This window comes from Saccharopolyspora sp. NPDC000995, assembly GCF_053599315.1.
The window spans coordinates 1-23,583 of sequence record NZ_JBSFLZ010000064.1 but is presented as its reverse complement, the minus strand read 5'-3'; the positions used below and the strand labels follow the sequence as shown (position 1 = coordinate 23,583).

At 68.6% G+C, this 23,583-nt stretch carries 19 protein-coding genes and 1 pseudogene; 11 read left to right on the top strand and 9 right to left on the bottom strand.

Features of this window, described 5'->3' with window-relative positions; translation table 11 throughout:
• Positions 1-32 precede the first annotated feature (32 nt).
• Genes ACWDKQ_RS20730 through ACWDKQ_RS20710 form a run of 5 tightly spaced genes read left to right on the top strand, consistent with a single transcriptional unit; the run spans position 33 to position 7,295 of the window.
• The gene (locus ACWDKQ_RS20730; RefSeq protein ID WP_450140381.1) at positions 33-1,163 is read left to right on the top strand and encodes an ABC transporter ATP-binding protein; all 1,131 of its coding nucleotides are present in this window, start codon (positions 33-35) and stop codon (positions 1,161-1,163) included.
• Positions 1,160-2,938 (top strand): ABC transporter permease, encoded by a 1,779-nt coding sequence (locus tag ACWDKQ_RS20725; protein ID WP_450140380.1) that lies wholly within the window; start codon positions 1,160-1,162, stop codon positions 2,936-2,938. The genes ACWDKQ_RS20730 and ACWDKQ_RS20725 overlap by 4 nt, the downstream gene beginning before the upstream one ends.
• Before the next feature lies 1 nt (position 2,939).
• Complete coding sequence (locus ACWDKQ_RS20720; protein WP_450140396.1) at positions 2,940-4,091, top strand: ABC transporter substrate-binding protein; 1,152 nt, start codon at positions 2,940-2,942, stop codon at positions 4,089-4,091.
• Between the two features lie 34 nt (positions 4,092-4,125).
• Positions 4,126-5,307 (top strand): acyl-CoA dehydrogenase family protein, encoded by a 1,182-nt coding sequence (locus ACWDKQ_RS20715; RefSeq protein WP_450140379.1) that lies wholly within the window; start codon positions 4,126-4,128, stop codon positions 5,305-5,307.
• Positions 5,304-7,295, top strand: a complete 1,992-nt coding sequence (locus ACWDKQ_RS20710) for a 3-hydroxyacyl-CoA dehydrogenase NAD-binding domain-containing protein (RefSeq protein WP_450140378.1) — start codon at positions 5,304-5,306, stop codon at positions 7,293-7,295. The genes ACWDKQ_RS20715 and ACWDKQ_RS20710 overlap by 4 nt, the downstream gene beginning before the upstream one ends.
• A 47-nt stretch (positions 7,296-7,342) precedes the next feature.
• Here ACWDKQ_RS20710 and ACWDKQ_RS20705 read toward each other — a convergent pair whose 3' ends face one another.
• The gene (locus ACWDKQ_RS20705) at positions 7,343-8,251 is read right to left on the bottom strand and encodes an acyl-CoA thioesterase (protein WP_450140377.1); all 909 of its coding nucleotides are present in this window, start codon (positions 8,249-8,251) and stop codon (positions 7,343-7,345) included.
• A gap of 101 nt (positions 8,252-8,352) precedes the next feature.
• On the opposite strand from ACWDKQ_RS20705, the gene ACWDKQ_RS20700 reads away from it, so the two are divergent.
• The gene (locus tag ACWDKQ_RS20700; RefSeq protein WP_450140376.1) at positions 8,353-10,482 is read left to right on the top strand and encodes an acetate--CoA ligase family protein; all 2,130 of its coding nucleotides are present in this window, start codon (positions 8,353-8,355) and stop codon (positions 10,480-10,482) included.
• On the opposite strand, the pseudogene ACWDKQ_RS20695 reads toward ACWDKQ_RS20700, so the two are convergent.
• The 6 genes and pseudogenes from ACWDKQ_RS20695 to ACWDKQ_RS20670 all read right to left on the bottom strand — a co-directional run.
• Positions 10,481-10,600, bottom strand: a pseudogene (locus ACWDKQ_RS20695) (transposase); the annotation flags it as partial. The gene ACWDKQ_RS20700 and the pseudogene ACWDKQ_RS20695 overlap by 2 nt on opposite strands.
• Entirely contained in the window at positions 10,601-10,972 is a 372-nt protein-coding gene (locus ACWDKQ_RS20690; RefSeq protein WP_450140375.1) for a CBS domain-containing protein, read from the bottom strand.
• On the bottom strand, positions 10,966-11,631 hold the full coding sequence (locus ACWDKQ_RS20685; RefSeq protein ID WP_450140374.1) for a CBS domain-containing protein: 666 nt from the start codon (positions 11,629-11,631) through the stop codon (positions 10,966-10,968). Before ACWDKQ_RS20685 ends, ACWDKQ_RS20690 begins: the two co-directional genes overlap by 7 nt.
• Positions 11,632-11,856: 225 nt before the next feature.
• Positions 11,857-14,538, bottom strand: coding sequence for a formate dehydrogenase subunit alpha (fdhF, locus tag ACWDKQ_RS20680; protein ID WP_450140373.1), 2,682 nt, complete (start codon positions 14,536-14,538; stop codon positions 11,857-11,859).
• Positions 14,538-16,223 carry an NADH-ubiquinone oxidoreductase-F iron-sulfur binding region domain-containing protein gene (locus tag ACWDKQ_RS20675; RefSeq protein ID WP_450140372.1) on the bottom strand — a complete coding sequence of 562 codons (1,686 nt, stop codon included), beginning with the start codon at positions 16,221-16,223 and terminating at the stop codon, positions 14,538-14,540. Before ACWDKQ_RS20675 ends, fdhF begins: the two co-directional genes overlap by 1 nt.
• A 21-nt stretch (positions 16,224-16,244) precedes the next feature.
• Positions 16,245-17,063 (bottom strand): universal stress protein, encoded by an 819-nt coding sequence (locus ACWDKQ_RS20670; RefSeq protein ID WP_450140371.1) that lies wholly within the window; start codon positions 17,061-17,063, stop codon positions 16,245-16,247.
• Between the two features lie 246 nt (positions 17,064-17,309).
• On the opposite strand from ACWDKQ_RS20670, the gene ACWDKQ_RS20665 reads away from it, so the two are divergent.
• From ACWDKQ_RS20665 to ACWDKQ_RS20650, 4 genes are all read left to right on the top strand, one after another.
• On the top strand, positions 17,310-17,519 hold the full coding sequence (locus ACWDKQ_RS20665; protein ID WP_450140370.1) for a hypothetical protein: 210 nt from the start codon (positions 17,310-17,312) through the stop codon (positions 17,517-17,519).
• Positions 17,520-17,955: 436 nt separating this feature from the next.
• Entirely contained in the window at positions 17,956-18,594 is a 639-nt protein-coding gene (locus ACWDKQ_RS20660) for a hypothetical protein (RefSeq protein ID WP_450140369.1), read from the top strand.
• A gap of 12 nt (positions 18,595-18,606) precedes the next feature.
• Positions 18,607-19,947, top strand: coding sequence for a nicotinate phosphoribosyltransferase (locus ACWDKQ_RS20655; RefSeq protein WP_450140368.1), 1,341 nt, complete (start codon positions 18,607-18,609; stop codon positions 19,945-19,947).
• 541 nt (positions 19,948-20,488) lie between these two features.
• Positions 20,489-20,674, top strand: coding sequence for a universal stress protein (locus tag ACWDKQ_RS20650; protein ID WP_450140367.1), 186 nt, complete (start codon positions 20,489-20,491; stop codon positions 20,672-20,674).
• A gap of 25 nt (positions 20,675-20,699) precedes the next feature.
• On the opposite strand, the gene ACWDKQ_RS20645 is transcribed toward ACWDKQ_RS20650, so the two are convergent.
• Entirely contained in the window at positions 20,700-21,536 is an 837-nt protein-coding gene (locus ACWDKQ_RS20645; RefSeq protein ID WP_450140366.1) for a universal stress protein, read from the bottom strand.
• A gap of 13 nt (positions 21,537-21,549) precedes the next feature.
• Complete coding sequence (locus tag ACWDKQ_RS20640; RefSeq protein ID WP_450140365.1) at positions 21,550-22,368, bottom strand: universal stress protein; 819 nt, start codon at positions 22,366-22,368, stop codon at positions 21,550-21,552.
• 543 nt (positions 22,369-22,911) lie between these two features.
• On the opposite strand from ACWDKQ_RS20640, the gene ACWDKQ_RS20635 reads away from it, so the two are divergent.
• Entirely contained in the window at positions 22,912-23,427 is a 516-nt protein-coding gene (locus ACWDKQ_RS20635; protein WP_450140364.1) for a hypothetical protein, read from the top strand.
• The last annotated feature ends 156 nt before the right edge of the window (positions 23,428-23,583 follow it).

Below are 23,583 nucleotides of genomic sequence, written 5' to 3'. Positions count from 1 at the left end.
ACTGACCGCACCACTTTGCAAGGAGCCATCCAATGAGGGTTGGTGTCGAAGCACTGGAGCTCACCTACGGGGAGCACCGAGCAGTGAAGAACCTGGACCTGATGATCCCCGACGGCAGTTCCGTCGTCCTGTTGGGACAGTCAGGGTGCGGGAAGACGAGCACCATGCGGTGCATCGCCGGTCTCGAGTCGCCTTCCGGCGGCCGGATCACCATCGGTGACCGCACGGTGTACGACGGCGAGAGCGGCACCACCGTCCCGTCGCACAAGCGCAACGTCGGCATGGTCTTCCAGTCCTACGCGGTCTGGCCGCACATGACGGTGCTCGACAACGTCGCGTTCCCCCTGAAGATGAAGGGCGTCGGTCGAGCCGAGGCCCGGCGCAAGGCCATCGGGGTGCTCGACGTCGTCGGCCTGAGCCACCTGGGCGAGCGCGGGGCCAGCATGTTGTCCGGCGGCCAGATGCAGCGGGTCGCGCTGGCTCGCTCGATGGCCATGGAGCCGGCGGTGCTGCTGCTGGACGAGCCGCTGTCCAACCTCGACGCACGGTTGCGCGACGAGCTACGGGTCGAGCTGCGCCGTATCCAGGTCGAGCGCGGCCTGACCAGCCTCTACGTCACCCACGACCAGCAGGAGGCGCTCTCGCTGGCCGACCAGATCGCCATCATGCAAGGCGGCCGGATCACCCAGCTCGGCACGCCGGAGGAGATTTACGCCGCTCCGGCCAGCGCGTCCATCGCGAGCTTCCTCGGGGTCACCAACGTCTTCGAGGTCGAGAGGTCCGAGGGCAACCGGGTCATGCTGGCCAAGCACGGCCAGCAGCTCGTGGTCGACGAGGTCGACACCGGCGGCGCCGGCTCGCGCTTCGCCTGCATCCGGCCCGAGCACGTCCGCGTCGACCCGGGCACCCCCGAGGAGTTTGGTTCACCGTCGGTGAACCGGATGTACGGCACCGTCGAGGTCGCGGTCTTCCAAGGGGCCTCGATCCGCTGCACCGTGCGCACGGGCACCGGTCTGGTGGTACAGGCGGTCTGCCCGCCCCCCACGACGGGCATGCTCACCGCCGGCACCGAGGTCTCGGTTCACGTCGATGCCCGTGCCATCCGGCTGCTGCCCGAGCACGTGGCCGGCGCGCAGGAGTCGCAGGAGGTCGTCGCGGCATGACCACCAGCCCGACTAGACCCGCCCCTGCGGCGACTCCACCGGGCGCCGGTGTGACGGCCCACCGACGCCGCAACCCCGTCCCGTTGCGCATCCGGATCCTCGGAATGCCGCTGCTGGCGTTCGTCTCCTTCCTGGTCCTGGTCCCGGCGGCGCTGATCATGGTGGCCGCGTTCGCCACCGACGTGCCGCGGCCGGGCAATTCCGGGCTCGCCTTCACGCTGGAGAACCTGCGGGTCCTCGTGGCCAAGGGCGTGCTCGTCGCGGCGCTGAACTCGCTGCTCATCGCGGTCGGTGCCACAGTGCTGGCGCTGGTGATCGGTGGGGTGCTCGCCTTCGTGGCGGCCAGGACCGACGCCCGGGCCCGCGGCTTCCTCTACTTGATCGGGCTGATGCCGCTGTTCCTGCCGTCCTACGTGGGGGCACTGGCGTGGTCGATCCTGGCCAGCCCAGGAGCCGGGCTGATCAACGTCGCCTTCCGCGACCTCGGTGCGACGGGGCCGGTCGTGAACGTCTACACGATCGTCGGCGTCATCGTAGTGATGGCGATATACTACGCGCCTTACGCCTTCCTGATGATCCACAGCTCGATGTCGCTGATGAACCCGGACCTCGAAGACGCGGCCGGTGTGCACGGCAGCCCACCCTGGCGCACCATCCGCTCGGTCACCGTGCCGCTGTCGCTCCCGGCGATCCTGGGTGCCGGCCTGCTGATCTTTGTGCTCGTGTTCGAGAACTTCCCGGTCTCCCAGGTGCTGGCCACGCCGGGCGGGATCGACACGATGCCGACCTTCATCTACAAGCTGATGAATTCGACCCCGTCGCGGGGCAACGAGGCCGCGGTGATCGCGATCGTGCTCGTCGCGGTGGTGTTGGCGGTCACCTGGATGCAGCGGCGCTACCTGGCCAACCGTTCGTTCACCACGGTGTCGGGCAAGGGCGTCAAAGCCCGAACGATCGCACTGGGCCGCTGGCGGACCCCGGTGTTGGTCGCAGCAGTGGGCTACTTCGTGCTGTCGATCTTGCTGCCCCTACTCGCCCTATTGTTGTCGGCGGTTCGGAGCTCGCCGTACATGAGCTCGTTCGGCTCGCTCGCCGAGCCGGGCGCGCTCGACGCCAGTTCTTTCGCCGCAGCACTGACCTCCGATGGGTTCCTCGGGGCAGCAACCAACAGCGTCGTGGTCTCGGTCGCTGCCGCGACCAGCGGCACTGCGCTGGCCTTCGTGGTCGGCTACGTGGTGTACCGCACCAAGTCGTGGGGCCGCGGTGCGTTGGAGAACGTGTCGATGGTCCCTCTGGCCATACCGCACGTCGTGCTCGGTATCGGCCTGCTCTGGACTTGGCTGGTCATGCCGCTGCCGGTCTACGGCACGCTCTGGGTGTTGATCATCGGTTTCGTCGCCGTCCAGATGCCGCAGGGCCTCCGGGGCATCGCCGCCTCGATACGGGCCACCGACCGGGATCTGGAGGACAGCGCCGTCATGCTCGGCGCGCGCCGCAGCCGTGCGATCGCCGTGATTACCCTGCCGCTGCTGCGGGTCGCTGTGCTCTCCACATTCCTGCTCCTGCTCATGCTGAGCATGCGTGAGCTGACCGTGCCGCTGTTCCTTTACACCACCGACACCGAGACCCTCTCGATCGCCATCTACGACCAGTTCGAGAACGGCGGCGCGCTTAGCGAAGCCTCGGCCACCGCGCTCATCTACTGCGCGATCATGTTCTTGCTCAGCTACCTGCCCCGCCGGTTCGGCGCGGGCTCAGGAGGCCAGGGTGCCTGAGATGATGATGTCCCGCCGTTTCCGTGCGCACGGACAGCGCATTACGGCGCTGTTAGCCCTGGTAGCCGCGGTAAGCCTGCTGGTGTCGGCCTGCGGCGGCTCGGTGCACAACACGCCGACCGCCCGAGCGGCCAAGCTGCTCGCCCCCGCGCAGGTGGACACCACCGATGGCCTGACCATCGATGGCGAGAAGATCGCTGACAAGGCGCTCTACGAGGCCGCAAAAGGCAAAAAGGTGGTGCTGTACTCCGCCGCTGGCAAGGAGGCCGAGGACCTCACTCTGGCCCGGTTCACCGCGGAGACCGGCATCCCGGTTGAGCTGACCCGGCTGCCGAACAACAAGCTCGCCGAGCGAGCGCTGTCCGAGCATGGCGCCGGTCGTCTCGGGGCGGACGCGATCCGGCTGACCGATCCGCGCACCGCACGCGACTTCGGCAAGGCCGGCGTGTACGTGCCCTACCGGACGCCGTTCCACGACAAGCTGGACGCGGCGGGCGCCACAGTCGACGCGAACTGGTTCCCGGCCTACTACTTCGTCAATGCGATGGCCTACAACTCCGCCATCCACACCGAAAACCCGCCGGACGGCTGGGAGGATCTTGTCGACCCCCGGTACGAAGGGCAGCTTGGGATCGTCGCCATCACCACCGGCGGCACCCTGAAAGCGCTCACCCGGTTCCAGATCGAGGAGTTCGGCCCCGAATACCTCGACCGCCTGGCCGCCCAGCAGCCCCGGGTTTTCGACTCCACCTCGACCGAAGTGGACGCCCTGGCCCGCGGCGAGATCTCGATCGCAACCGTCAGCTTCAACAACGCCTTCGGCGCGCAGAACGACGGCGCACCCATCCGTTTGGTCGTTCCGAAGGAAGGCGTCTCCGCGTCCGAAGGCCCGCTCGGGCTGACCCCGAAAGGCGCGGACAACCCGGCCGCCCAGGTGTTCGCCAACTGGTCGCTGTCCAAGGCCGGCCAGAAGTTCGTCGGCTCCCAAGGCTTCGTGCCGGTCCGCACCGACATCGGTCCGGCCCGTGCCGGTGAGTACGAGCTGCCGACGGCGGACTCACCGCGCTTCCACCTGCTCGACGAGGAGGGCTTCGCCCGGCACGCGAAGGCCGACGAGGCGCTGTGGAAGCAGAAGTTCGGCTTCATCGGCTGAGCCAGCCGCCCACACGCATGAAAGGCAACGGAGCATGACTTCGACCCTTGACCGTCCGGCCGACGGTGCGAACGCCGACGACCTGGCCCGCAACGACCTCCTCCACTCGGTCAACGCGTTCGCCGCGCGGCACCTCGCGCCCGGAGCCCTGGCGCGAGCGCACGACCCGCGCTATTCCTGGGACATCGCCGCCAAGCTGGGAGAGCAGGGCCTGCTGGGCTTGACGATCTCCGAGGAGGACGGCGGACAGGGAGCTGGGCTAGCCACTGCGGTCGCGGTGATCCAGGCGGTCGCCCAGCACTGCCCTAAGAGCGCCGACATCCTGCAGGCCGGCAACTTCGGTGCGATCCGCACTTTCGCCGAATTCGGCACCCACGAGCAGAAGGTGGCGTACCTGCCCGGCTTGCTCGCCGGGCACGGTCTGCTCTCGCTCGGCATGAGTGAGCCCGAGGCAGGATCGGCAGCAACCGAGCTTGTCACCAGTGCCGTCGAGGACGGCGATGACCTTGTCGTCAACGGCACCAAGATATGGGGTACGCACAGCGTGGACGCCACGCTGTTCCTGGTCTACGTCCGTTTCGGACCCGGCACGCGCAACATCGGGTCGGTGCTGATCGAGCGCGGTGACCCCGGCTTCGAGGTCGGCGAGCCGTCGGCGTATATGAGCGGTGAGACCTGGGCCCAGCTCTACTTCGAGGACTGCCGCATTCCGAAGTCGCGGATTCTGCTCGGCCCGGGTGGGTTCAAAAAGCAGATGAGCGGCTTCAACGTCGAGCGCCTCGGCAACGCTTCCCGCTCGCTGGCCCTGGGCAGACTCGCGTTCAACCTCGCCCGCGAACACGTCTCCAACCGCACCCAATTCGGCCGTACGCTCAACGAGTTCCAGGGTGTGCAGTGGACGTTCGCGGAGGCCGCTGTCGCGTTGGACTCCGCCGACGCTCTGCTCGCCCGCGCGGTGGCCAACGCCGAGGACGGGCTGCCTTCTGCCTACGAAACCACGGTCGCGAAGTACGCCGCCAACACCGCTGGATTCAAGGCGGCCGACGCGGCGATGCAGATGATGGGTGCGCTGGGCTACAGCACGGAGTCGCTCGTCGAGTACTGCCAGCGCCGCACCCGTGGCTGGATGATCGCCGGGGGATCGCTGGAGATGATGAAGAACCGGATCGCGGAGCAGATCTTCAACCGCCGGTTCACGCAGCGGGCGGCGTCGTGAGCACCGACCTGGGAGCAGGACCGGTTCGGGTCGAGCACGACGGCGACGTCGCCGTCGTCGTGCTCGACAATCCGCCGGTGAACGCGAGCACGGCGGCGGTCCGGGCCGGGCTGCTGGAGGCATTGCGGGCGACAGGTGCCGACGAGAGGGTGACCGGTGTCGTGCTGATCGGCGCGGGCAAGCACCTGATGTCCGGATCGGATCTGCGCGAGTTCTCCGCCGACGAGGTGCCGGAACCGCAGCTGCCAGAAGTCCTCGCCGCGATCGAGGTCCACCCTTGTCCTGTGGTCGCGGCGCTGTCCGGCGCCACGCTTGGCGGCGGGCTGGAACTCTCCCTGGCCTGTGACCGGCGAATCGCGCTTGCGGGCGGCCAGGTCGGATTGCCCGAGGTGGGCCTCGGGATGATCCCGGGAGCGGGCGGGATCGTCCGCGGCGTGCGGCTGCTGGAGCCCGACCGCCTGCTCGACCTGGTGGTGACGGCCAAACCGATCCCGGTCGAGCAGGCCAGCGAGCTCGGCCTAGTCGACGAGGTCGTCACGGACCGGCTGCGCGATTGGGCGGTGGCTGCGGTCCGGACCACGGCCAAGCGCGTGCTCAGTATCCTGCCGCCACGGACTGGGGAGCCGGGCCTGCTCGAGGAAACCGCTCGTCGGCTGATCGCCCGGCACGGCGCAGAAACGGCGGTCGTCGCCGCCGCAGGCGCGGTGCTGGCCGCGACCGCGCTGCCCGCGACGGCGGCACTGCGGCACGAGCGCGCCGAGTTCACCCGACTGCGATGCGGGCCGGAGGCTGCAGCCCGGCGGCACCTGTTCTTCGCCTGGAGTGCGGCCGCCCGGGCGGGACGGCCAAAAGTAGAGCGTCCTATCCGGACAGTCGGGGTGGTCGGCGCCGCAACGGTGGGTGCCGGAATCGCCCGGGCGTTCGTCTCGGCTGGCGTCGACGTGGCCCTCGTCGACCGCGATCCGGCCGCACTGGAGCGGGCCACCGACCAGGTGGCGCGAGCCGGAGGCGATGCCGCCGCCCGGCTGCGCACCGGGACCGCGCTAGAGCTGATGTCGGGCGCGGATCTGGTGGTGGAGGCCGTCGTCGAGGACCACGGCGTGAAGGCCGCTGTGCTCGGCGAGGTCGCCGGCGTCGTCCGACCAGGGGTGCCGCTGGCGACCAACACCTCCTACCTCGACATCGATGCGCTGGCCACGACCGCCGTCGCCGACCCGGAGCGGGTGCTGGGCATGCATTTCCTGGCGCCCGCGCACCGCAGTGGCGTGCTGGAGGTCGTACGCGGACGTGTGACCTCCTCGGACGCGCTGGACCACGTGCTGTCGGCAGCACGGCTGCTGGGCAAACTCCCGGTGATCGTCGGGGTCTGCGACGGCTTCGTCGGAAACCGGATCTTCTCCGCGTACCGGCACCAGTGCGAGCTGCTGGTCGAGGAGGGCGCGACGCCGCGGCACGTGGACGACGCGCTGCTCGGCATCGGCGTCGCGATGGGCCCGTTCGCGGTGGCTGACATGTCCGGGCTGGACGTCGCCTGGCGCGCGCGCAGGAACCGGGACGCGGGCCGGGACCCGCGCGAGCGGTACTCGGACCTGGCCGACCGGTTTGTGGAGAAGGGTCGGCTCGGGCAGAAGACCGGTGCCGGCTGGTACCGCTACACCCACGGAGACCGAACGCCTCACGACGACCCGTACACCGACGTATTGATCGCCGATGCCCGCGCCGCCAACAGGATTACCCCTCGCGCGATCGGTCCTGAGGAGATCGTCGAGAGGGTGCTCACCGCGACCGCGAATGAGGCGGCACTGGTGCTCGCCGAGGGTGTAGCCGCCAGACCCGGTGACATCGACGTCTTGATGACCCGGGGCTACGGCTTCCCGGAACGCCTCGGAGGGCCGTGCCACTGGGCAACCACCCAGCCGTCCGCGCAGTACGAGGCAGCCGTCCAGCGGCTGGGTTCGGCCGCCGGTTGGGGGATTCCAGCCCGGTGACCCGGTCTTGTTGCGCTGACCGGGCATCAGGGCCGCCGGGTTTTCGATCAGCCGAGCAGCACGGCGTGCTGGGCGACCGACGCCACTGTGCGGCCGTCCCGATCGAAGAGTGTGCCGCGGGCCAGTCCGCCGTCCTCCCCAGCGGCCGGGCAATCCTGCACGTAGAGGAACCAATCGCCCGGCTCCGGCTCGGCGTGGAACCACATCGCGTGGTCCGCGCTGGCCGCGGGCCGGTGCAGGTCCGCCTGTTCGCCGCGGGCCCAGGCGACCACCGGCAGCAGAGAGCGGTCCGAGGCGAAGGCCAGCACCGCGCGCCGCAGGTGGCTGTGGGCCTCCGGTATCGGGTCGGCACGAAGCCACAGGCAGCGCGGTGCGAACGGATCGTCCAACGGGGCATCCACCGGGCGCACGTCCAGCGGCCGGGAGGCGGTGCGCCAGTCGCCATGCGGCGGCAGGCGCACCCCGTCTGCGGGCAGGGCGGCGGCCCGGCGCTGCCGGAGCGAGGGGAGAGATTCGGGATCCGGAACTCGCGGTGGCCGAATCGAGGCGGTGGTACCGCTTGGTCCGGGGCCCAGCGCCACGAGCCCGGTGACCAGTTCGCGGCCCGACTGCTCGGCGCCGACAGCGAGCACGGTCCGGGTGCGGCCCGCACGGATGGTGCGGACCGGGTAGGTGATCGGCTCGCCCGGCCGTCCTGGGCGGAGGAAGTAGACGTGCAAGGACTCGACGAACCGGCTGGCAGGGGCGTGCTCACCGGCCGCCAGCACGAGCTGGGCGAGCAATTGCCCGCCGAACACGCGTTGGTCGAACCCGGCTGCGGGGGAGCCGACCAGGTATCCGCCTTCCCAGCGCAGCTTGATCCGGTCCGCGAGCGGGGTCCGATTCACCACTCCGGGCAGCGAGGTTTCGTCGCCCTGGGGGCCTTCGGCGGCGCATTCCGTGTCGTTGTGGTCCACACCGCAGACATTACAATAAACACTCAATAGAGTATTGAGTAATTTGGAAGTGACGCCGGCCGGTCCGGTGGAACACCCCGAACCCAGCCGAGGAGTGCAAGATGACTCAGAACCCCTCCCCGTCGCAGACCGATCGCGCTCCCAGCGCGGCCACGCTGTCCGCTCCGTTGCTGCACCCCGCATCGGTCGCGATCGTGGGGGCCTCCGATGACCCGAGGAAGACGACGGGCCGCCCCCAGCGCTTCCTCGCGGCCGCCGGATACGAGGGCACCGCCTGGTTCGTCAACCCGCGTCGGGAGACGGTCCAGGGGGAAAGGGCGTATCCGAGCCTGTCCGCGCTACCCGGGGTGCCTGACCACGTCTACGTGATGACAGGTGCCGAAGCCGCTGTCGACACCGTGGCCGAGGCTGCCCGCCTCGGCGTTCCGGTAGTGACCGTGCTGTCCTCCGGTTTCGCGGAGGAAGGTGAGGAAGGCAAGGCACGCGAGGACCGGCTGCGCGCCGCCGCTGCGCAGGGCCCAACCCGGGTCGTCGGCCCGTCCAGCCTCGGCGTGGTCAACCCACGCGACGGTGTCATGCTCACCGGCAACGCGGCATTCGGCGAGCCGGACACGCCGACTGGCGGGATCTTCGTCGCCTCCCAGTCGGGCAGCGTGATCGGCGCACTCGTGTCGCGGGCGCGCGGCAGGGGGATCGGGTTCGCCGGCCTCGTCTCCACCGGCGGCGAGGCTGATCTGTCGCTGGGCGAGATCTGCTCGGCGACTCTGGAAGATCCTGAGATCACCTCCTACGCGTTGTTCCTGGAATCCCTGCGGCATGCCGGTGATCTGGCCGAGTTCGCCGCTGCGGCGCACCGCGCGGGCAAACCGGTCGCGGTCTACAAGCTGGGCCGCTCCGATGAGGCTGCGGCGCTCACCGTGTCGCACACCGGTGCCTTGGCCGGGGAGGACAGCGAAGCGGAGGCCTTCTTCCGGGCGTGCGGTTTCGCCCGGGTCTCCACCTTCGAGGGCCTGTGCGAGGCCCCGCCGCTGCTGGAGCGGGTTCCGGCGGATGGCCCCACCCGTCCGCGCGTCGGTGTCGTCACCACCACCGGCGGCGGCGCGGCGATCATGGTGGACCAGCTGGCGCTGCGCGGGCTATCCGTGCGCGGACCCAGCCACGAGCTCGTCGACAGGATGGCTGCCGCGGGTGCACCGGTCCCGCACAGCCTCATCGCCGACCTCGGCCTGGCTGGCGCGAAGCACGACATCGTCTCCGCAGCGCTGCGGGAGCTGCAGGACTCCGGCGAGTTCGACGTGATCCTGTTCGTCATCGGATCCTCGGCACGCCTCAACCCCGAGCTCGCCGTGCAGGCACTGGCCGAACGCGGCGGGCGCACCGTGCCGGTCGTCGGGTTCGCACTGCCGGAGGCGCCGGACGCGGCGAACCTGCTCGCCTCTTCCGGGGTCCCGGCTTTCCGCACCCCCGAGTCCTGCGCGGATGCGATTGCCGCCGCGTTCTCCCGCCGGTCGGCAACCATCGACCCGAAGCGGATCGTCGGTCTGCCCGAGGGCGCCCCACGGCTTCTTGACGAGCAAGTCTCGGCCGAGCTGCTCGCGGGAGTCGGTGTGCCGACTCTGCCGTCGGTGGCACTCAAGACCGCTTCGATTGACGACCAGATCTCCTTGCCATTCGACTACCCGGTCGTGGTCAAGGCACTCTCGAACCAGCTCGCGCACAAGACTGATGCCGGCGGCGTCGTCCTAGGCGTCGCCGACGCCGACGCGCTTCGTACCGCCATTCGCGGCATTGTCTCTGACGTCGCAGAGACGGTCGGGATCACCATAGACCGGGTGCTGGTGCAGCCGATGGCATATAAGGGAGTCGGGGAGGTGCTTGTCGGCTACCGGCGCAGCCCAGACGTAGGCCCGGTCGTCGTGCTCTCTACTGGCGGCGTGCAGGCAGAGCTGTACGGCGACAGTGCCGTCCGGCTGGCACCGGTCGACCGCGCCACCGCGCATGAGATGATCGATGAGGTCACCGGTTTGGCCGTGCTCAAGGGGTTTCGCGGGGCGCCAGCCGGCGATGTCCCGGCCTTGGCCGACGCAGTGGTTGCGCTGTCCCGCTTCGCGATTGAACAGCCGTCTGTGCTGGAGGCCGAGGCGAACCCCGTCGCCGTGAACACCAAAGGGGTCATCGCGCTCGACGCGCTGATCCGCCGGATTGACGACGGGGAGCGCGGACGTGCGTGATGCGTTGATCCACTTCAGCGATCGTGCGCCCCGAGTCGATCACACGATGCGCAGCCTCGACCTTGAACTCGGCCGTGAACGACCGACGCTTGCGAAGCACCCGCCGGGTGATGCGGATTCACAGCCATGTCTCGATGGCCAGCAGGTCTCGCATGGAGATCACTCCGACCACCATCCGGCCCTGCATGACCGGCAGGTGGCGGATGCCGGCGTCGAGCATGCGCCGCGCGACGTCCCGGGTTTCCTCGCCAAACTTGGCGGTCTGGATCTGGTGGGTGGCGAACGTGGTTGCCGTTGTGGTTCGCGGATTTACATCCTGGGAAATGGCCCGGACCACGTCGCGCTCCGAGATGATGCCCATGATCCGGTCGTCCTCGAGTACCGCGAGTGCGCCGACGTGGTCCGCGGTCATCTTCGCGGCCACCTCCCTGATCGAATCGGTCGCCTCGCAGGTCAGCGTTCCTTGGCGGAAGACTTCCTCGACTAGCATGGGTCCTCCTCTCGGGAATCGCGCACGGTTGTGCGTGCGGGCGGTGGGGACGGCTGGGCTCGGCGCTCGATCACCTGAACCTGGCGGGCCCCAGGCGCCGCCAGGGCGAGTGCACGAGCGACGTGGCGGGCGGCGATGTCTCCGACCGGGTCGATAATCATCACCGCGCCGTCGCGCACGGACACGGACCACTTGTCGAAGCCTCCGTAGCGATCGAGGTTTCGCCGCACTTCGGCTCTGATCACTGGGTCCTCCCGGGCCAGACCGCGCATCAGGTCGCGCCGGGTCACGATGCCCACGACCACGCGGTCCTGGACGACGGGAACGGCGCGCAGGTGGTGGCTGAGCATTGTCTTGGCGATGTCGGCGCAGTCGGTGCCCGGGGCCGCGGTGCGCACCTTCTTGGTCATGACCTGGCTGACGAGGGTCGGTGGTGCCCCACTCGGGGTGTCCAGGTGGCGTTCTGCGGTGCGGGGGTCGTGCGGGATCGCGTCGCAGATCAGATCGGCCTCGGTGACGATGCCGACGAGAATTCCGTCCCTATCGATCACGGGTGCCGCGGTGAACCCGTGTTCGGCCAGCGTCCCGGCTGCCGTTCTGATCGAGTCGTACTCCCGAACGGTGATGACCGGGTGCGACATGATGTCTTCGGCTTGCATCGTTGCTCCCGGACTCTCCTGTGGCCGCGCCCGTTGCGCAGACGGCACAGAGGCTGCAAGCAATCGGATGTCCCTACGCTGCCCACCTTGCCGAGGTCATCACGGCCCACGGCAGGGCCGATGGGCCTCCGTCCAGCCGGCCGCGTGATCGACGGGGCCGGCCGGCCTCGCTCGACGGTGATTCTCTCACCAGCCGCATCGCGGTTTGCAAATGCTTTCGGCTGCTCAGGAGGCCCGTACTGCCGGCTGGATGTGCACTGCGGTGACCTTGTATTCGGGGCAGTCCGTGGCGGTGTCGGTGTGCGGTGAAGTGAGTTCGTTGACGGGTGCGGTGGGGAAGTGGAAGGCGGCGAACACCTGGCCGGATGCGACGTCGGTGGTGAGATGCGCGGTCAGGGTGGTCTGCCCCCAGCGGCTGGTAGTGATCACGTCGGTTCCATCGGGGATGTCGAGGCGGGCTGCGTCGAAGGGGTGGATCTCCAGGGTTTCGGTGGGGAGGAGTTCGAGGTTGGCGGTTCGGCGGGTCATGGAGCCGGTGTTGTAGTGGACGAGCCGGCGCCCGGTGATCAACAGGAACGGGAAGGCGGCATCGGGCTGTTCGCCGGGCGGTAGGTAGGGACGGGCGGCAAGTGCGGCTTTGCCGTCCGGGGTGGCGAAGCTATCGAGGTAGAGCACGGCTTCACCGGGTCGTTCTGGAGCCGGGCAGGGCCAGTGCAAGGGCCCTTCGGCATCGAGCCGTTGGTGCGACAAACCCGCGAACAGCGGTGTCAGGCAGGCGCATTCGGCCAGCGCCGCGGCCGGGGTGGGGCAGCCTAGGTCGACACCCATCGCTCGGGCGACCCGCTGCAGGACACCGAAGTCGTCGAGCGCCTGGCCGGGTGGTGCCAGAGTTGGACGAACGCGTTGGAAGCGGCGGTCGAAGTTGACGAAGGTCCCGTCCTTTTCCAGGAAGGAGGCGGTGGGGAAGACGACGTCGGCGTGTTCTGCTGTGCGGGAGCGGAACATGTCGTGGCAGACGACGAATTCGCACGTGTCGAGCGCGGCACGAACGTGACCTGATTGCGGGTCGCTTTGCGCGATGTCTTCGCCGATGACGTAGAGCGCACGCAGAGTTCCGGAGATCGCCGCATCGAACATTTGCGGGATGCGCAAGCCGGGACGTTCGGGCACCGGGTGCCCCCAGGCGTGTTCGAAGCGGGCACGGATCGTTGGGTCGGTGATGCGCTGGTAGCCGGGGAGCATGTCGGGAAGAGCGCCCATGTCGGATGCGCCTTGGACGTTGTTCTGGCCGCGAAGCGGCAGAATGCCGCAGCAGTCCGGGGTGCCCACGGCACCACGGAGGATGGCGAGGTTGGCCAGGGTGCGCACCCCGTCGGTGCCGTGGAGGTGTTCGGTGACACCGAGCCCGTAGACGATGGCGGGGTGCTGCGCCTGCCCGAGCAGGCGGGCAGCGGCGGCGAGGTCCGCTGCGTGCACGTTGGCGATCGCTGCGACCACCTCGGGAGGGTAGTCCGCCAGGAGTGTCGCGAGGCTGTCGAAACCCGTGGTGCGTCGGGCGAGGAACTCGTGGTCGAGGTGATCCTCCTCCACCAGGAGATGGGCGAGTCCGTTGAAGACGGCGACGTTCGACCCCGGCGCGGCTTGCAGGTGCACATCGGCGAGTGCGGCGAGTTCGGTGCGGCGTGGATCGACGACGATCAGCCGGGCTCCGGCGAGCACGCGTTGCTTGAGGCGGGCGCCAATTACCGGATGGGCTTCGGTGGGGTTGGCGCCGGCGATGAGGATGCAGTCGGTGTGATCGAGGGTGTCGAGCGGGTTGGTGCCGCCGGCGAGGCCGAAGGAGGCGGTGAGCCCGGCGGCCGAGGGTGCGTGGCACAGCCGCGAGCAGTTGTCGATGCTGTTGGTGCCGATGGCGGTGCGGATGAACTTCTGGGCCAGGTAGTTCTCCTCGTTGGTGGCGCGCGCGGAGGAGATCATGGCGATCGCGTCCGGGCCGTGCTGGTCCCGGATGTCGGTAAGCCGCCGTGCGACCAGGCCGAGCGCTTCGGCCCAGGTCGATTCGACGAGTTGTCCGTCGTCTCGAACCAGGGGCGCGGTCAGCCTGTCCTCGGCCCGGGCGAATGCGTGCGCGAAACGTCCTTTGATGCAGGCGTGGCCCCGGTTGACCGGCGCTCCCCGAGTTGGGGTGATCGCGGCGATGTCGCCATCTCGGACATGCACGTCGAGGGAGCAGCCGACTCCGCAGTACCCGCAGGTGGTCGTGGTCGTCGCGGTGACCGGGCGGAGGTCGAGCAGGCCGGGCTCGGATAGCGCACCGGTGGGGCAGCTGTCGACGCATCCGCCGCAGCCGACGCAGGGCGAGGAGACCCACGGCCCGCCATCGCCCGGTGCCACGACGGTGTCGAAGCCGCGCCCGGTGAGTTCGAGCGCGAAGGTCCCCTGGACTTCGGCGCACATGGCGACGCACCGTCCGCAGGCGATGCAGAGGTCGCGGTCGAGTTTGACGTAGGGGTGCGAATGATCCACCCCGCGATCGTGCTCTGAGCCGGTGAAACTGCTGGCCGTGATGCCGAAATGGGCGCATGCGCGGACGAGTTCGCTGCGTTGCGCCGGAATCTCCAGCGCTCGCGCGGGAAGCTCGGACACCATCAGCTCAACGGCTCCGCGCGCAGCCTGATGGGCAGTTGGATCATCTAGCTGGACTGCCGTGCCTTCGGCTGCGGGCGTGGTGCACGCGGCAACGATGCGGCTGCCAGCGCGGACCAGGCAGGTGCGACACGAGCCACGCGGGGACAGCCGGTCGTCGTGGCACAGCGCCGGGAGGTATCGGCCGCAGGCGCGCACGGCCTCGAGCACTGTCGCGCTTTCCGGGATGTCCACAGCAACGCCATCGACGATCACCCGCATCAGCCACCTCCGGCGAGTAATTCGTCGCGGTAGACGCGCAGCAGGCTTCGCACCGCTACCGGCACGCCCCGCCCGAAGGCACACAGGCTGCCGGTGCTCATCACCTCGAGCAGCTCATCGTGCTGTGAGAGGACTTGCTCCGACCCGGCCGGGACGCGCGGTGCCAGCTCCATCCCGCGCTGCGTGCCGACCCGGCACGGAGTGCAGGCCCCGCAGCTTTCCGCAGCGGCGAAGGCCCACACGTGCCGGAGGAGTTCAGCCGCGGAAATGCCCTCGTCGATGGCCACGAGACTGCCATGACCAAGAGCTACTCCCGCCTCGGCGAGAGCTTGGGCGAGCAGCGGGACGTCCAGATCGCCAGGGCCGAGGAAACCACCGAGGGGGCCGCCGACTTGCAGGGCCCGTAACCTGTGCCCGGGCTTCAACCCGCCGCCGAGCGTTTCGACGAGATAGCGCAACGGCACCCCGAATTCGACCTCGTAGACGCCGGGATGCCGGAACCGCTGGCTCAGGCACACGAGCTTGGTGCCGGTTTCGACCGGGTTGCCGAGTTGCGCGTAAGCGGCACCGCCGTGCGCAACGACCCATGGCACCGTCGCAAGGGTTTCCACGTTGTTCACGACTGTGGGCCGCCCGGCCAAGCCGGCACTGGTCGGGTACGGCGGCCGGGGCCGGACGCTGCCGCGAAGTCCCTGCAGCGAACGCAGCAGCGCGGTTTCCTCCCCGGCGACGTACGAACCCGCGCCGCGCACGACCGCCACGTCGAAGTCGAACGCCGAACCGTGCACACCGACCCCGAGGTGCCCGGCGTTGCGCGCAGCTTCCACTGCGGACAGGGTTTTCTCCGCTGCCTCCGGGTATTCGGAGCGGATGAACACCACGCCCCGGTTCGCGCCGGTCGCGAACCCGGCGAGGGCGAGGCCCTCCAGAACGCGGTCCGGATCGTTTTCCAGCAGCAGCCGGTCGCAGAACGAACCCGGATCGCCCTCGTCACCGTTGGCCACCACGAACCTCGGGGCGGGGCCACGAGACGCTGCTTGCCACTTGTTCGCCACTGGGAACTCGGCTCCGCCTCGGCCTCGTAGCCCGGCGCGGGCGACCTCGGCGACGACGGCGCCCGGAGATCCGGTCGCCACGGCTTCCGGCCACACCCGCCAGGGCTCCTCCGCACCGAGCAGACCCGCGAGTACGACCGGATCGCGGCTGGCGCCCCGAAAGGGGATCGGAGGTGGCGGAGGCGGCGGGTGCACGTCGGAGAGCAAGCGCGGACCGAGATCGGGTCCGATGACGGGAGTCCGCCCGTCGAGCGCGGCAGGAGAGGCGTAGCAGTAGCCCAGGCAGTACACCGCGGCTAACGACAACGACCTATCAGCGTTGGTACCCCCACATTCGACGCCGAGGGCCGCTTCGGCCAACGGCATAGTGTGGTTGCCCGCCGAGACGAAGCATGACGTGCCCTCGCAGATGCGCACGTGGCGGGTTGCCTCGTCGCCGGTGAAGTCGGCGAAGAACGAGGCGGCACCGTTGACGGCGGCAACCGGCAATCCCACCTCGCCTGCGACGCGTTGCACATCAGCATTGCCGATGTGTCCCTGGAGATCGAGGACTGTTCGCAGCCGCCAGAGCACATCGGTTCCGTGAATCCCGAACCGCTGTTCCCATTCGACGAACGCGTCATGTGTCACGACTGCAACTCCCTCACCACATCAGGTGCGGATCACCGCTACGGGACATGGCGCGTGGTGGAGCACCCCTCGGGCCACCGAACCCAGCAGCAGCCCGGCGAAGCCACCGTGCCCACGGTGGCCGACGACGAGTAGTTGCGCATGCTGAGCGGCTTCGCACAGTGCTTGCACCGGGTGCTCGTTGGTGATCGCCTGGTGCACGGCGACGTCGGGGTAATCGGCGGCCCACCCGGCCAGTTGCTCGGCGAGGTGGGCCTCGGCCTGCCCCTGGGGTTCGTCTCGGTCCGGGTGTGCGGATGGACCGGGGATGAAGTGTGCGTCGGGCAGTGCTTGCACGGCGACCAAGTCGCAACGGCGCCGGTTGGCGGCGTCGAAGGCGTAGTGCAGCGCCGCTTTGCTGCCTGGTGAGTCGTCGACCCCGACGATCACTGGCCCCGTCGTCACGGTGCCTGCGCCACGCATCAAGACGACCGGGCACTTGGCATGAGTGGCCACGGCGGCGCTGATCGAGCCGAGCAACGCGTCGTGGAAGGCGCCGTGCCCGTGTGATCCGACCACGATCAGCCGGGCGGCGTCGGATCGGTGGACCAACTCCTCGGCGGGATGCCCGAAACCGACCTCGGTTACCAGCTCCAGGGTCGGCATGGTGAGCCGGCAGCGGTCCGCGATTTCCTGCATTGTCTCCTCTGCCTGCGGCTCACGAGCGGGATCGTCGCTGACCAGCAGCAGGTGCAACGGGATGCCCAGTCGGCCCGCTTCGGCAGTCGCCCACAGCGCAGCCCGAGCCGAGGGCTCGGACCCGTCGACCCCGACCACGACGGATTGCTTTTCCCTCGGCATGTCCCTGCGCTCCCACACTCGCGTGCGGTGACCACATTTCCAATAGGCCTGGTGCCGTGGGGAGGGCCGATGGACTCTTGCCTGGGCTGTTGCGGATGCGGAGGGTGCTCAGCACGGCGGCTTCGTCTGCGGGAGATGCGGGGAAAGACGCAGGGACCCGGTGTTGGGCGAGGAATAGGCTTCTCGTCACCCGCGTGCTGTGCGCGCGGTGCTGGCTGATGGAAGCGTTGTCACGATCCGGCCGCTGTGCTCGGACTGCGCGCTGCTCCGCAGCTGTTCGGCGACGCGCGGCCGGACAGCGGCAAGCTGGTCGACGTGCTGCGCACCGCTGGCATGGCCGAAGTGCTGCCTGAAATCGCTGAGGTGGACCTCAACCCGGTGATCGCCTCCGAACGGGCGTGTGCGTTCCCGACGCGCGCGTTCGTCTCGAACCGCGGGAGCCCGTCGACCCGCTGAGCCGCAAGCTGCGGGCGTGAGTGGTGACCATCAGCCCTACCGGCCCAGCTGGCCGGTGCGGAACTGTCGACGCGGGGTCCGGGTATCCAGCGGCGGTGACGGTCGGAAACCGCAGGGAACAGCCGTGACGATTCCTGGGCCGAAACCGGTGACGGTGGGTATCGACGGCTCCTCGTCCGCGCTTGACGCGGCGTGCTGGGCGGCGGCCGAGGCTGTTGGGCGCAGCACCTGATTGCGGATCGTCTTTTGCGATGTCCTCGTGCAGATGGATCTGCCGATGATGCCGCCGCCGCAGACCTACAGCGAAGCGCTGGCACGACAGGCCCAGATCGGCGCCGGATGCATCGCCCCATCGAGGTGGTGGTACCCGAGGCATGCGGATCGTGCTCCGACGCCTTCCAGGAACCGAATTCATTCAGGACGGGGAGAAGATTCGATGAACAAGGAAACGAAGGAGACCGGGATCACGCCTGGCACCACCGTCACCTCGACGCCCTGGCAGGTCACCGGCCCAACCGTGACGATCGACGACTTCGCCGCCGAATGCGACTTCGACGCAGTGGAACACCTCGTGGTGAACAGGCCGCCGGATGCGGTGTACTCCGCCCTCCGCCACCTCGATCTGCTCACGATCCGGTCCCGCACCGCTGACCTGGCGATGTGGGTGCGCGCGTTGCCCGAACGGCTCAAGAGACGCGTTCCGCCACGGCAGCCGACCCGCCTGACCTTCGACGACCTGATCGCCAGCCAAGACTGGGTCCTGCTCGGCGAGCAACCGGGACGCGAGGTCGTCTTCGGCGCTGTAGGCCGGTTCTGGACTCCGATCGTGCGCTGGGAACTTGTGACCGCCGAGGAGTTCCGCCAGTACGGCAAACCCGGCCGGGGCAAGATCGTATCCTCGTTGTCGGTACGCCCGTACGGGCGCAACAGCAGCCTGGTGACCTACGACATCCGGACGACGCTCGACGACCCGATTACCCGGCGGGTGTTCGGCGTGTACTGGCGGACGGTGAAACCGTTCGTCCGGGCGATCATGCGGGCGACCCTGCGCACGGCCGCCAAGCAGGCGGCATAGTCGGCGGCGGCGATGTCGGGGCTGTGCACCGACCTGTACGAGATCAGGATGGCGGCAAGCTATCTGCGCCGTGGCATGACCGCGCCAGCGACGTTCAGCCTGTTCGCCCGGAAGTTGCCGCGTGATCGGGGATTCCTGGTCTCCGCCGGTCTTGCCGACTGTCTGGACTTCCTGCAACGTTTGCAATTCGACGCCGACGAGCTGACGTACCTCGCCGATGTGGGCGGCTTGAGCGAGGATGATCTGGCTGCGCTGGGAGAGTTGCGGTTCACCGGCGAGGTGTGGGCGGTACCCGAGGGGCGGGCGGTCTTCGCTGACGAACCGTTCCTGGAGGTCACCGCGCCGATCGCGGTGGCGCAGCTGGCGGAGACGGCGTTGCTGAACTTCGTGACGTATCAGTCGTCGGTGGCGGCCAAGGCGGCCCGGTGCCGGCTCGCCGCGCCGCGTGCGGATCTGATCGACTTCGCCGCACGCCGGACCCACGGTCTGGAGGCTGCGAGGGCGGTCGCACGTGCCTCGGCGATCGTTGGTTTCGCGGGCACCAGCTACGTGGCCGCGGCGCGGGAGTTCGGGCTTCCGGCCGCCGGGACGATGGCGCACTCCTACGTGGAGGCGTTCTCCGATGAGCGAGCGGCCTTCGAGGCCTTCGCCGAAGATTTTCCCGATGTCACGGTGTTCCTCGTGGACACCTACGACACCATCACGGGCGTGCGCACCGCCATCGAGGTCGCCGGGGAGCTGAGGCACGGCGGGCGCCTGGGCATCCGGCTCGACTCCGGCGACGTGGGTGCACTGGCGATCCTCTCCCGCCGCCTGCTCGACGAGGCCGGGTTCACCGATGCCCGGATCATGGCCAGCGGTGGGCTGGACGAACATCAGCTCGCGGCCCTCGACGGCGCCCCGATCGATGCCTTCGGCATCGGCACTCGCATGGGCGTGTCAGCCGATGCCCCGTCCTTGGACAGCGCCTACAAACTCGTCGAATATGACCACCGTCCGGTCATGAAACTGTCCTCGGGCAAACTGACCGCCCCCGGTGCCAAGCAGGTCTACCGCGGCGATCCGGGGGAACCGGATCTCCTCGCCCTGCGAGAAGAAACACCCCCGGCCGATCGAGAACCCCTGTTGCGTCCAGTGATGCGTGGTGGCGAACGCCTGAGCGAACCGGAACCCGTCTCCGCAATACGCGAGCGATTCGATCGAGATCTCCAATGGCTTCCCGCCGCGGCGCGTCTGATCACCGGCCCCACACCAGTCGAGGTGATGTGGAGCCCGAGACTGCAGCGGCTGACGGATGATCTGGAACGGTCCCTGGCAACCCGGTACGGCCTGGAAGACATCTTGAATCGATAGCAGCAACATCGTAATTCGGCAGTGGGGTTACCTCGCCGCCTGCGGACGGGCCGCTCATGAGTCGTGAGGGGGACGCGGTGGCGCATCCACATCACCATCGAGACTGGCAGCCAGCCGAGACGACGTCGGCGGTCGACCCGCGCGAATCGGCTGCGCTCCTGCTTCGGGACTTGCGCACCCGTGTCGGGGGACTGACCGAACGAAAGGCCCGAAGGCGGCTGGAGGTGGAGAGATCGCCATGGTGGAGGCGGGACGCAAAGCGGTGGTCGTGGGCTTCGACCATTCGGAGTTGTCACGGCACGCGGTCCGGTGGGCCGCTCGGGAAGCATCCAGTTGACGCAGGCCGCTGTTGCTGGTGCACATGTTCACGTGGCCGTTCGAGGAAGCCACGATGGTTCGCCTTCCTGGCCGCGAGGACATGCTGGAGCCCCTGCAGGACAACTTGCGCCGCGAGCTCGCCGTTTTCTGGGCGAAGGCTGCCGGCAGATCGACCCCACGCTGGAAGTGCATTCGCTGGGGAGAGCCCTAGCCGGATGTTGAAGTGCGACAGGTGATCACGCTGGAGAAACCGGTTGAAGCGCTGCTCCGGGAAGCCCAGGAGGCGAGCCTGCTCGTCGTGGGCAGCCACGGGCGCGGCCGGCTCCGCCGGGCATTTCTCGGTTCGGTGAGCCATGCGGTCGCAAGCCGCGCACCGTGTCCCGTCGCGGTACTACGCGCTGAGCGGTGACAGCTCCGGCACGAGCTGTCGCGGATCACGATGCCGAGGTCTGGGTGCTGCGGATGACCGCGACCGGGCAGGGGGCGTGGTGCAAGACACCGGCTGCTACGGAGCCCAGGAACAGGCCGTCGAAGCCGCCGCCCCCGCGGTGCCCGACGACCAGTAGTTGGGCGTCCCGTCCGGCGTCGGTCAACGCCGCGACGGGGTGTCCGTGTTGCGCTACCTCGCGGGTGCGGACCTTCGGGAACTCCGCGCGCAACGTGGCCATCAGCTCGGTGAGCGAGCGTTCGATCTCCCGCTGCACCCGCTCGCGGTCGACGGGCGTCAGCGGCACGGCTAGCAGTCCCTCCTCGTGCCACACCTGCATGGCCACCAAGTCCGCTCCGCGGCCGGCCGCCTCTTCGAAGGCGAACCGCAGCGCGGCCAGGCTGCATTCCGACCCGTCCACGCCGACCACCACCGGTCCCACGGTCGTCGGAACACCTTTGCGCACCACGATCACCGGGCACTCGCCGTGAGTGGCCACGGCCGAGCTCACGCAGCCCAGCAAGGCGTCGGTGAAGCCACCGTGGCCGCGTGCGCCAAGGACCACCAGCTGAGCCTTTGCGCTGTGGCGCAATAGCTGCTCAACGGGGTGACCCCAGACGATTTCGGTGTCGACGTCCACATGGGGTACTCGAGCGCGGCACGCTGCGGCGGCTTTTTGCACGGCTTTCGCCGCGTAGTCAGCGCGTGCGGGGTCATCGTTGACGATCACCAGCCGCAGGGGTGCGCTGCGGAGGTCAGCTTCGGTCACAGCCCAGACGGCCGCCCGGACGGAGTCTTGCGAGCCGTCGACGCCCACCACGATGGACTTGTCCGATGTCGCCATCTCGTTCTCCTCATCACCGTTCGCCGCGGACAACGGCCACCGGACACGTCGCGTAGTGGAGCAGGCCGGCGGCCACTGAGCCCAGCAGCAGTCCGGTGAATCCGCCCCGTCCTCGATGTCCAATGACGAGCAGCCGTGCTTCTTCGCCGGCGGCAGCCAGCTCGGAAACCGGGTGGCCTCGTTGCGCGACCTGTCGCACCGGCAGGTTCGGATAGGCCTCCGTCCATCCGGCGAGCTGTTCGGACAAGCCGCGCTGGGCTTCCGCTCGCAGGTCGAGCAACTCGTACTCCAACCTCGGCACGATCGGGGCGTACTCGACATCCCGCCAGACCTGCATGGCCACGAGTTCGGTGCCGTAGCGGGATGCGGCATCGAATGCGTACTGCAGCGCTGGACGGCTGTACTGGGAATTGTCCAGCCCGACGAGCACCGGACCGGTGTCGCGGTGGTCGCGGACCACGACGACCGGGCAGTGCGCATGCGTCGCGACCTGACTGCTGACCGATCCCAGCAGCGTCGCGCTCAGCGTGCTGCGTCCACGTGACCCGACGACGACCAGCTGTGCACTGCTGGAGAGGTGTACGAGCACGTCGGCCGGATGCCCGTGGAGGATGGCCGGCTCGATTTTCAGGTGCGGCCAGCGTGCGACGAGCTGATCCGCTACGGCCCCGACGTTCTCCCACGCCTCATCGTCCTGCAGGGGATTGTCGGTGACCCTCACGATGCGAACCTGTTGTGCCTGCCGCAGGTCGGCCTCGCGAGCGGCCCAGCCGGCAGCGGTAGCGGATCGCACGGATCCATCGACAGGCGCAATGATCGGCGCGTTCGTCATTTCGGCCCCCGCAACGCGAACCGGGCTCATCACAGAGCATGAATTTCGTCTGCCACCAAGGCATCGGCCCGGTGTCGCTCCCAGGATGCGGGACTTGCCAAGGCACTGCATGTCGCACTCCGTGCTGCGGCCATGACGGCGATTCGTTGGTTGGGCAGCTGCGCGGCGGGCACTGCCGGACCGGGCCGAGAGCATTTGGCCCCTAGTACCGACTGGCGGTCGGGAGTAGCGTTAATTACGTAAGTACTCCGGGAAAACGGTTTTTCGCTCCCGGGATAGATCGGGGAAAACCAAAATGGCCAAGAGCCTGTTCACCATGTACGTGCCTGCGATGAGTAAGCGGGGAAACCGCAGCCTACACACGCGGCGTCGCTGCAGGTTACACGGGACCTGCCCGCTGGAGATCATTCGCTGACTGGTGGCGCACGGCGTCGGATTTCTGTCGGCGAAAGGCAGTTACGAGCCGCACCGCTTTCAGCCCGTACGCGCTAATGCTCGCCAGGCTGCCAGCGTTGCTGGCCGTACCCACCCCCGAATCCAGTCGTGTTGCAGGACGCCCTCGTGGTGGACGACAGCGTTTGGGAGAACATCGTCTGGGGGCAGCCCGACGCCACCGAGCGGGAGGTGCTGGAGGCGGCTCGTGGCGCGGATGGGCACGAGTTCATCACGGCGCTGCCAGACGGCTACCGCACCAGCGTCGGGGCGCACGGACTCCTGCTGTCGGGCGGGCAGCGGGAGCGCATCGCCATCGCCCGAGCGATGCGCCGGTCGCGATGCGCCGATCCTGCTGTTCGACGAGCCCACCATCGGGCTCAACGCGGCATCCAGCGCGCGAGTGCTGGCCCTGCTGCGTCGGCTGGTGGCGATCGCACCTCCATCGTCGTGTCGCACAACCTGATCACGGTCCGCGACGCGAACCTGATCCTGCTGCTCGACCACGGCCGGATCGCGGAATCCGGCACGCACGCCGAGGTGATGCACCGCGACGGCGGCTACGCGTCCCCGTACCGGCTGCAGCAGCAGCGAGGCTCGCCTGTACCGCAACGGGAGTCGGTATGACACCCCCTGTGTCAACCTTAAGATCGAAATCAGGCAGCGACCGGCGTGTTCGTGGTCTGTCGGGCGCCGCCGTGCAGGATCGCGTCGTAGGGCGTGCCGTTCTGCCAGCAGCGCCACATGACGCGGACCCAGGCTCGGGCGAGGATGCGCACGGCG

Excerpts from the sequence above, each read along its gene's own strand:
- ACWDKQ_RS20730 (WP_450140381.1), top strand. The coding sequence starts at position 33 with ATGAGGGTTGGTGTCGAAGCACTGGAGCTCACCTACGGGGAGCACCGA.
- ACWDKQ_RS20725 (WP_450140380.1), top strand. The coding sequence starts at position 1,160 with ATGACCACCAGCCCGACTAGACCCGCCCCTGCGGCGACTCCACCGGGC.
- ACWDKQ_RS20720 (WP_450140396.1), top strand. The coding sequence starts at position 2,940 with ATGATGATGTCCCGCCGTTTCCGTGCGCACGGACAGCGCATTACGGCG.
- ACWDKQ_RS20715 (WP_450140379.1), top strand. The coding sequence starts at position 4,126 with ATGACTTCGACCCTTGACCGTCCGGCCGACGGTGCGAACGCCGACGAC.
- ACWDKQ_RS20700 (WP_450140376.1), top strand. The coding sequence starts at position 8,353 with ATGACTCAGAACCCCTCCCCGTCGCAGACCGATCGCGCTCCCAGCGCG.
- ACWDKQ_RS20690 (WP_450140375.1), bottom strand. The coding sequence starts at position 10,972 with ATGCTAGTCGAGGAAGTCTTCCGCCAAGGAACGCTGACCTGCGAGGCG.
- ACWDKQ_RS20685 (WP_450140374.1), bottom strand. The coding sequence starts at position 11,631 with ATGCAAGCCGAAGACATCATGTCGCACCCGGTCATCACCGTTCGGGAG.
- fdhF (WP_450140373.1), bottom strand. The coding sequence starts at position 14,538 with ATGCGGGTGATCGTCGATGGCGTTGCTGTGGACATCCCGGAAAGCGCG.
- ACWDKQ_RS20670 (WP_450140371.1), bottom strand. The coding sequence starts at position 17,063 with ATGCCGAGGGAAAAGCAATCCGTCGTGGTCGGGGTCGACGGGTCCGAG.
- ACWDKQ_RS20660 (WP_450140369.1), top strand. The coding sequence starts at position 17,956 with ATGAACAAGGAAACGAAGGAGACCGGGATCACGCCTGGCACCACCGTC.
- ACWDKQ_RS20655 (WP_450140368.1), top strand. The coding sequence starts at position 18,607 with ATGTCGGGGCTGTGCACCGACCTGTACGAGATCAGGATGGCGGCAAGC.
- ACWDKQ_RS20645 (WP_450140366.1), bottom strand. The coding sequence starts at position 21,536 with ATGGCGACATCGGACAAGTCCATCGTGGTGGGCGTCGACGGCTCGCAA.
- ACWDKQ_RS20640 (WP_450140365.1), bottom strand. The coding sequence starts at position 22,368 with ATGACGAACGCGCCGATCATTGCGCCTGTCGATGGATCCGTGCGATCC.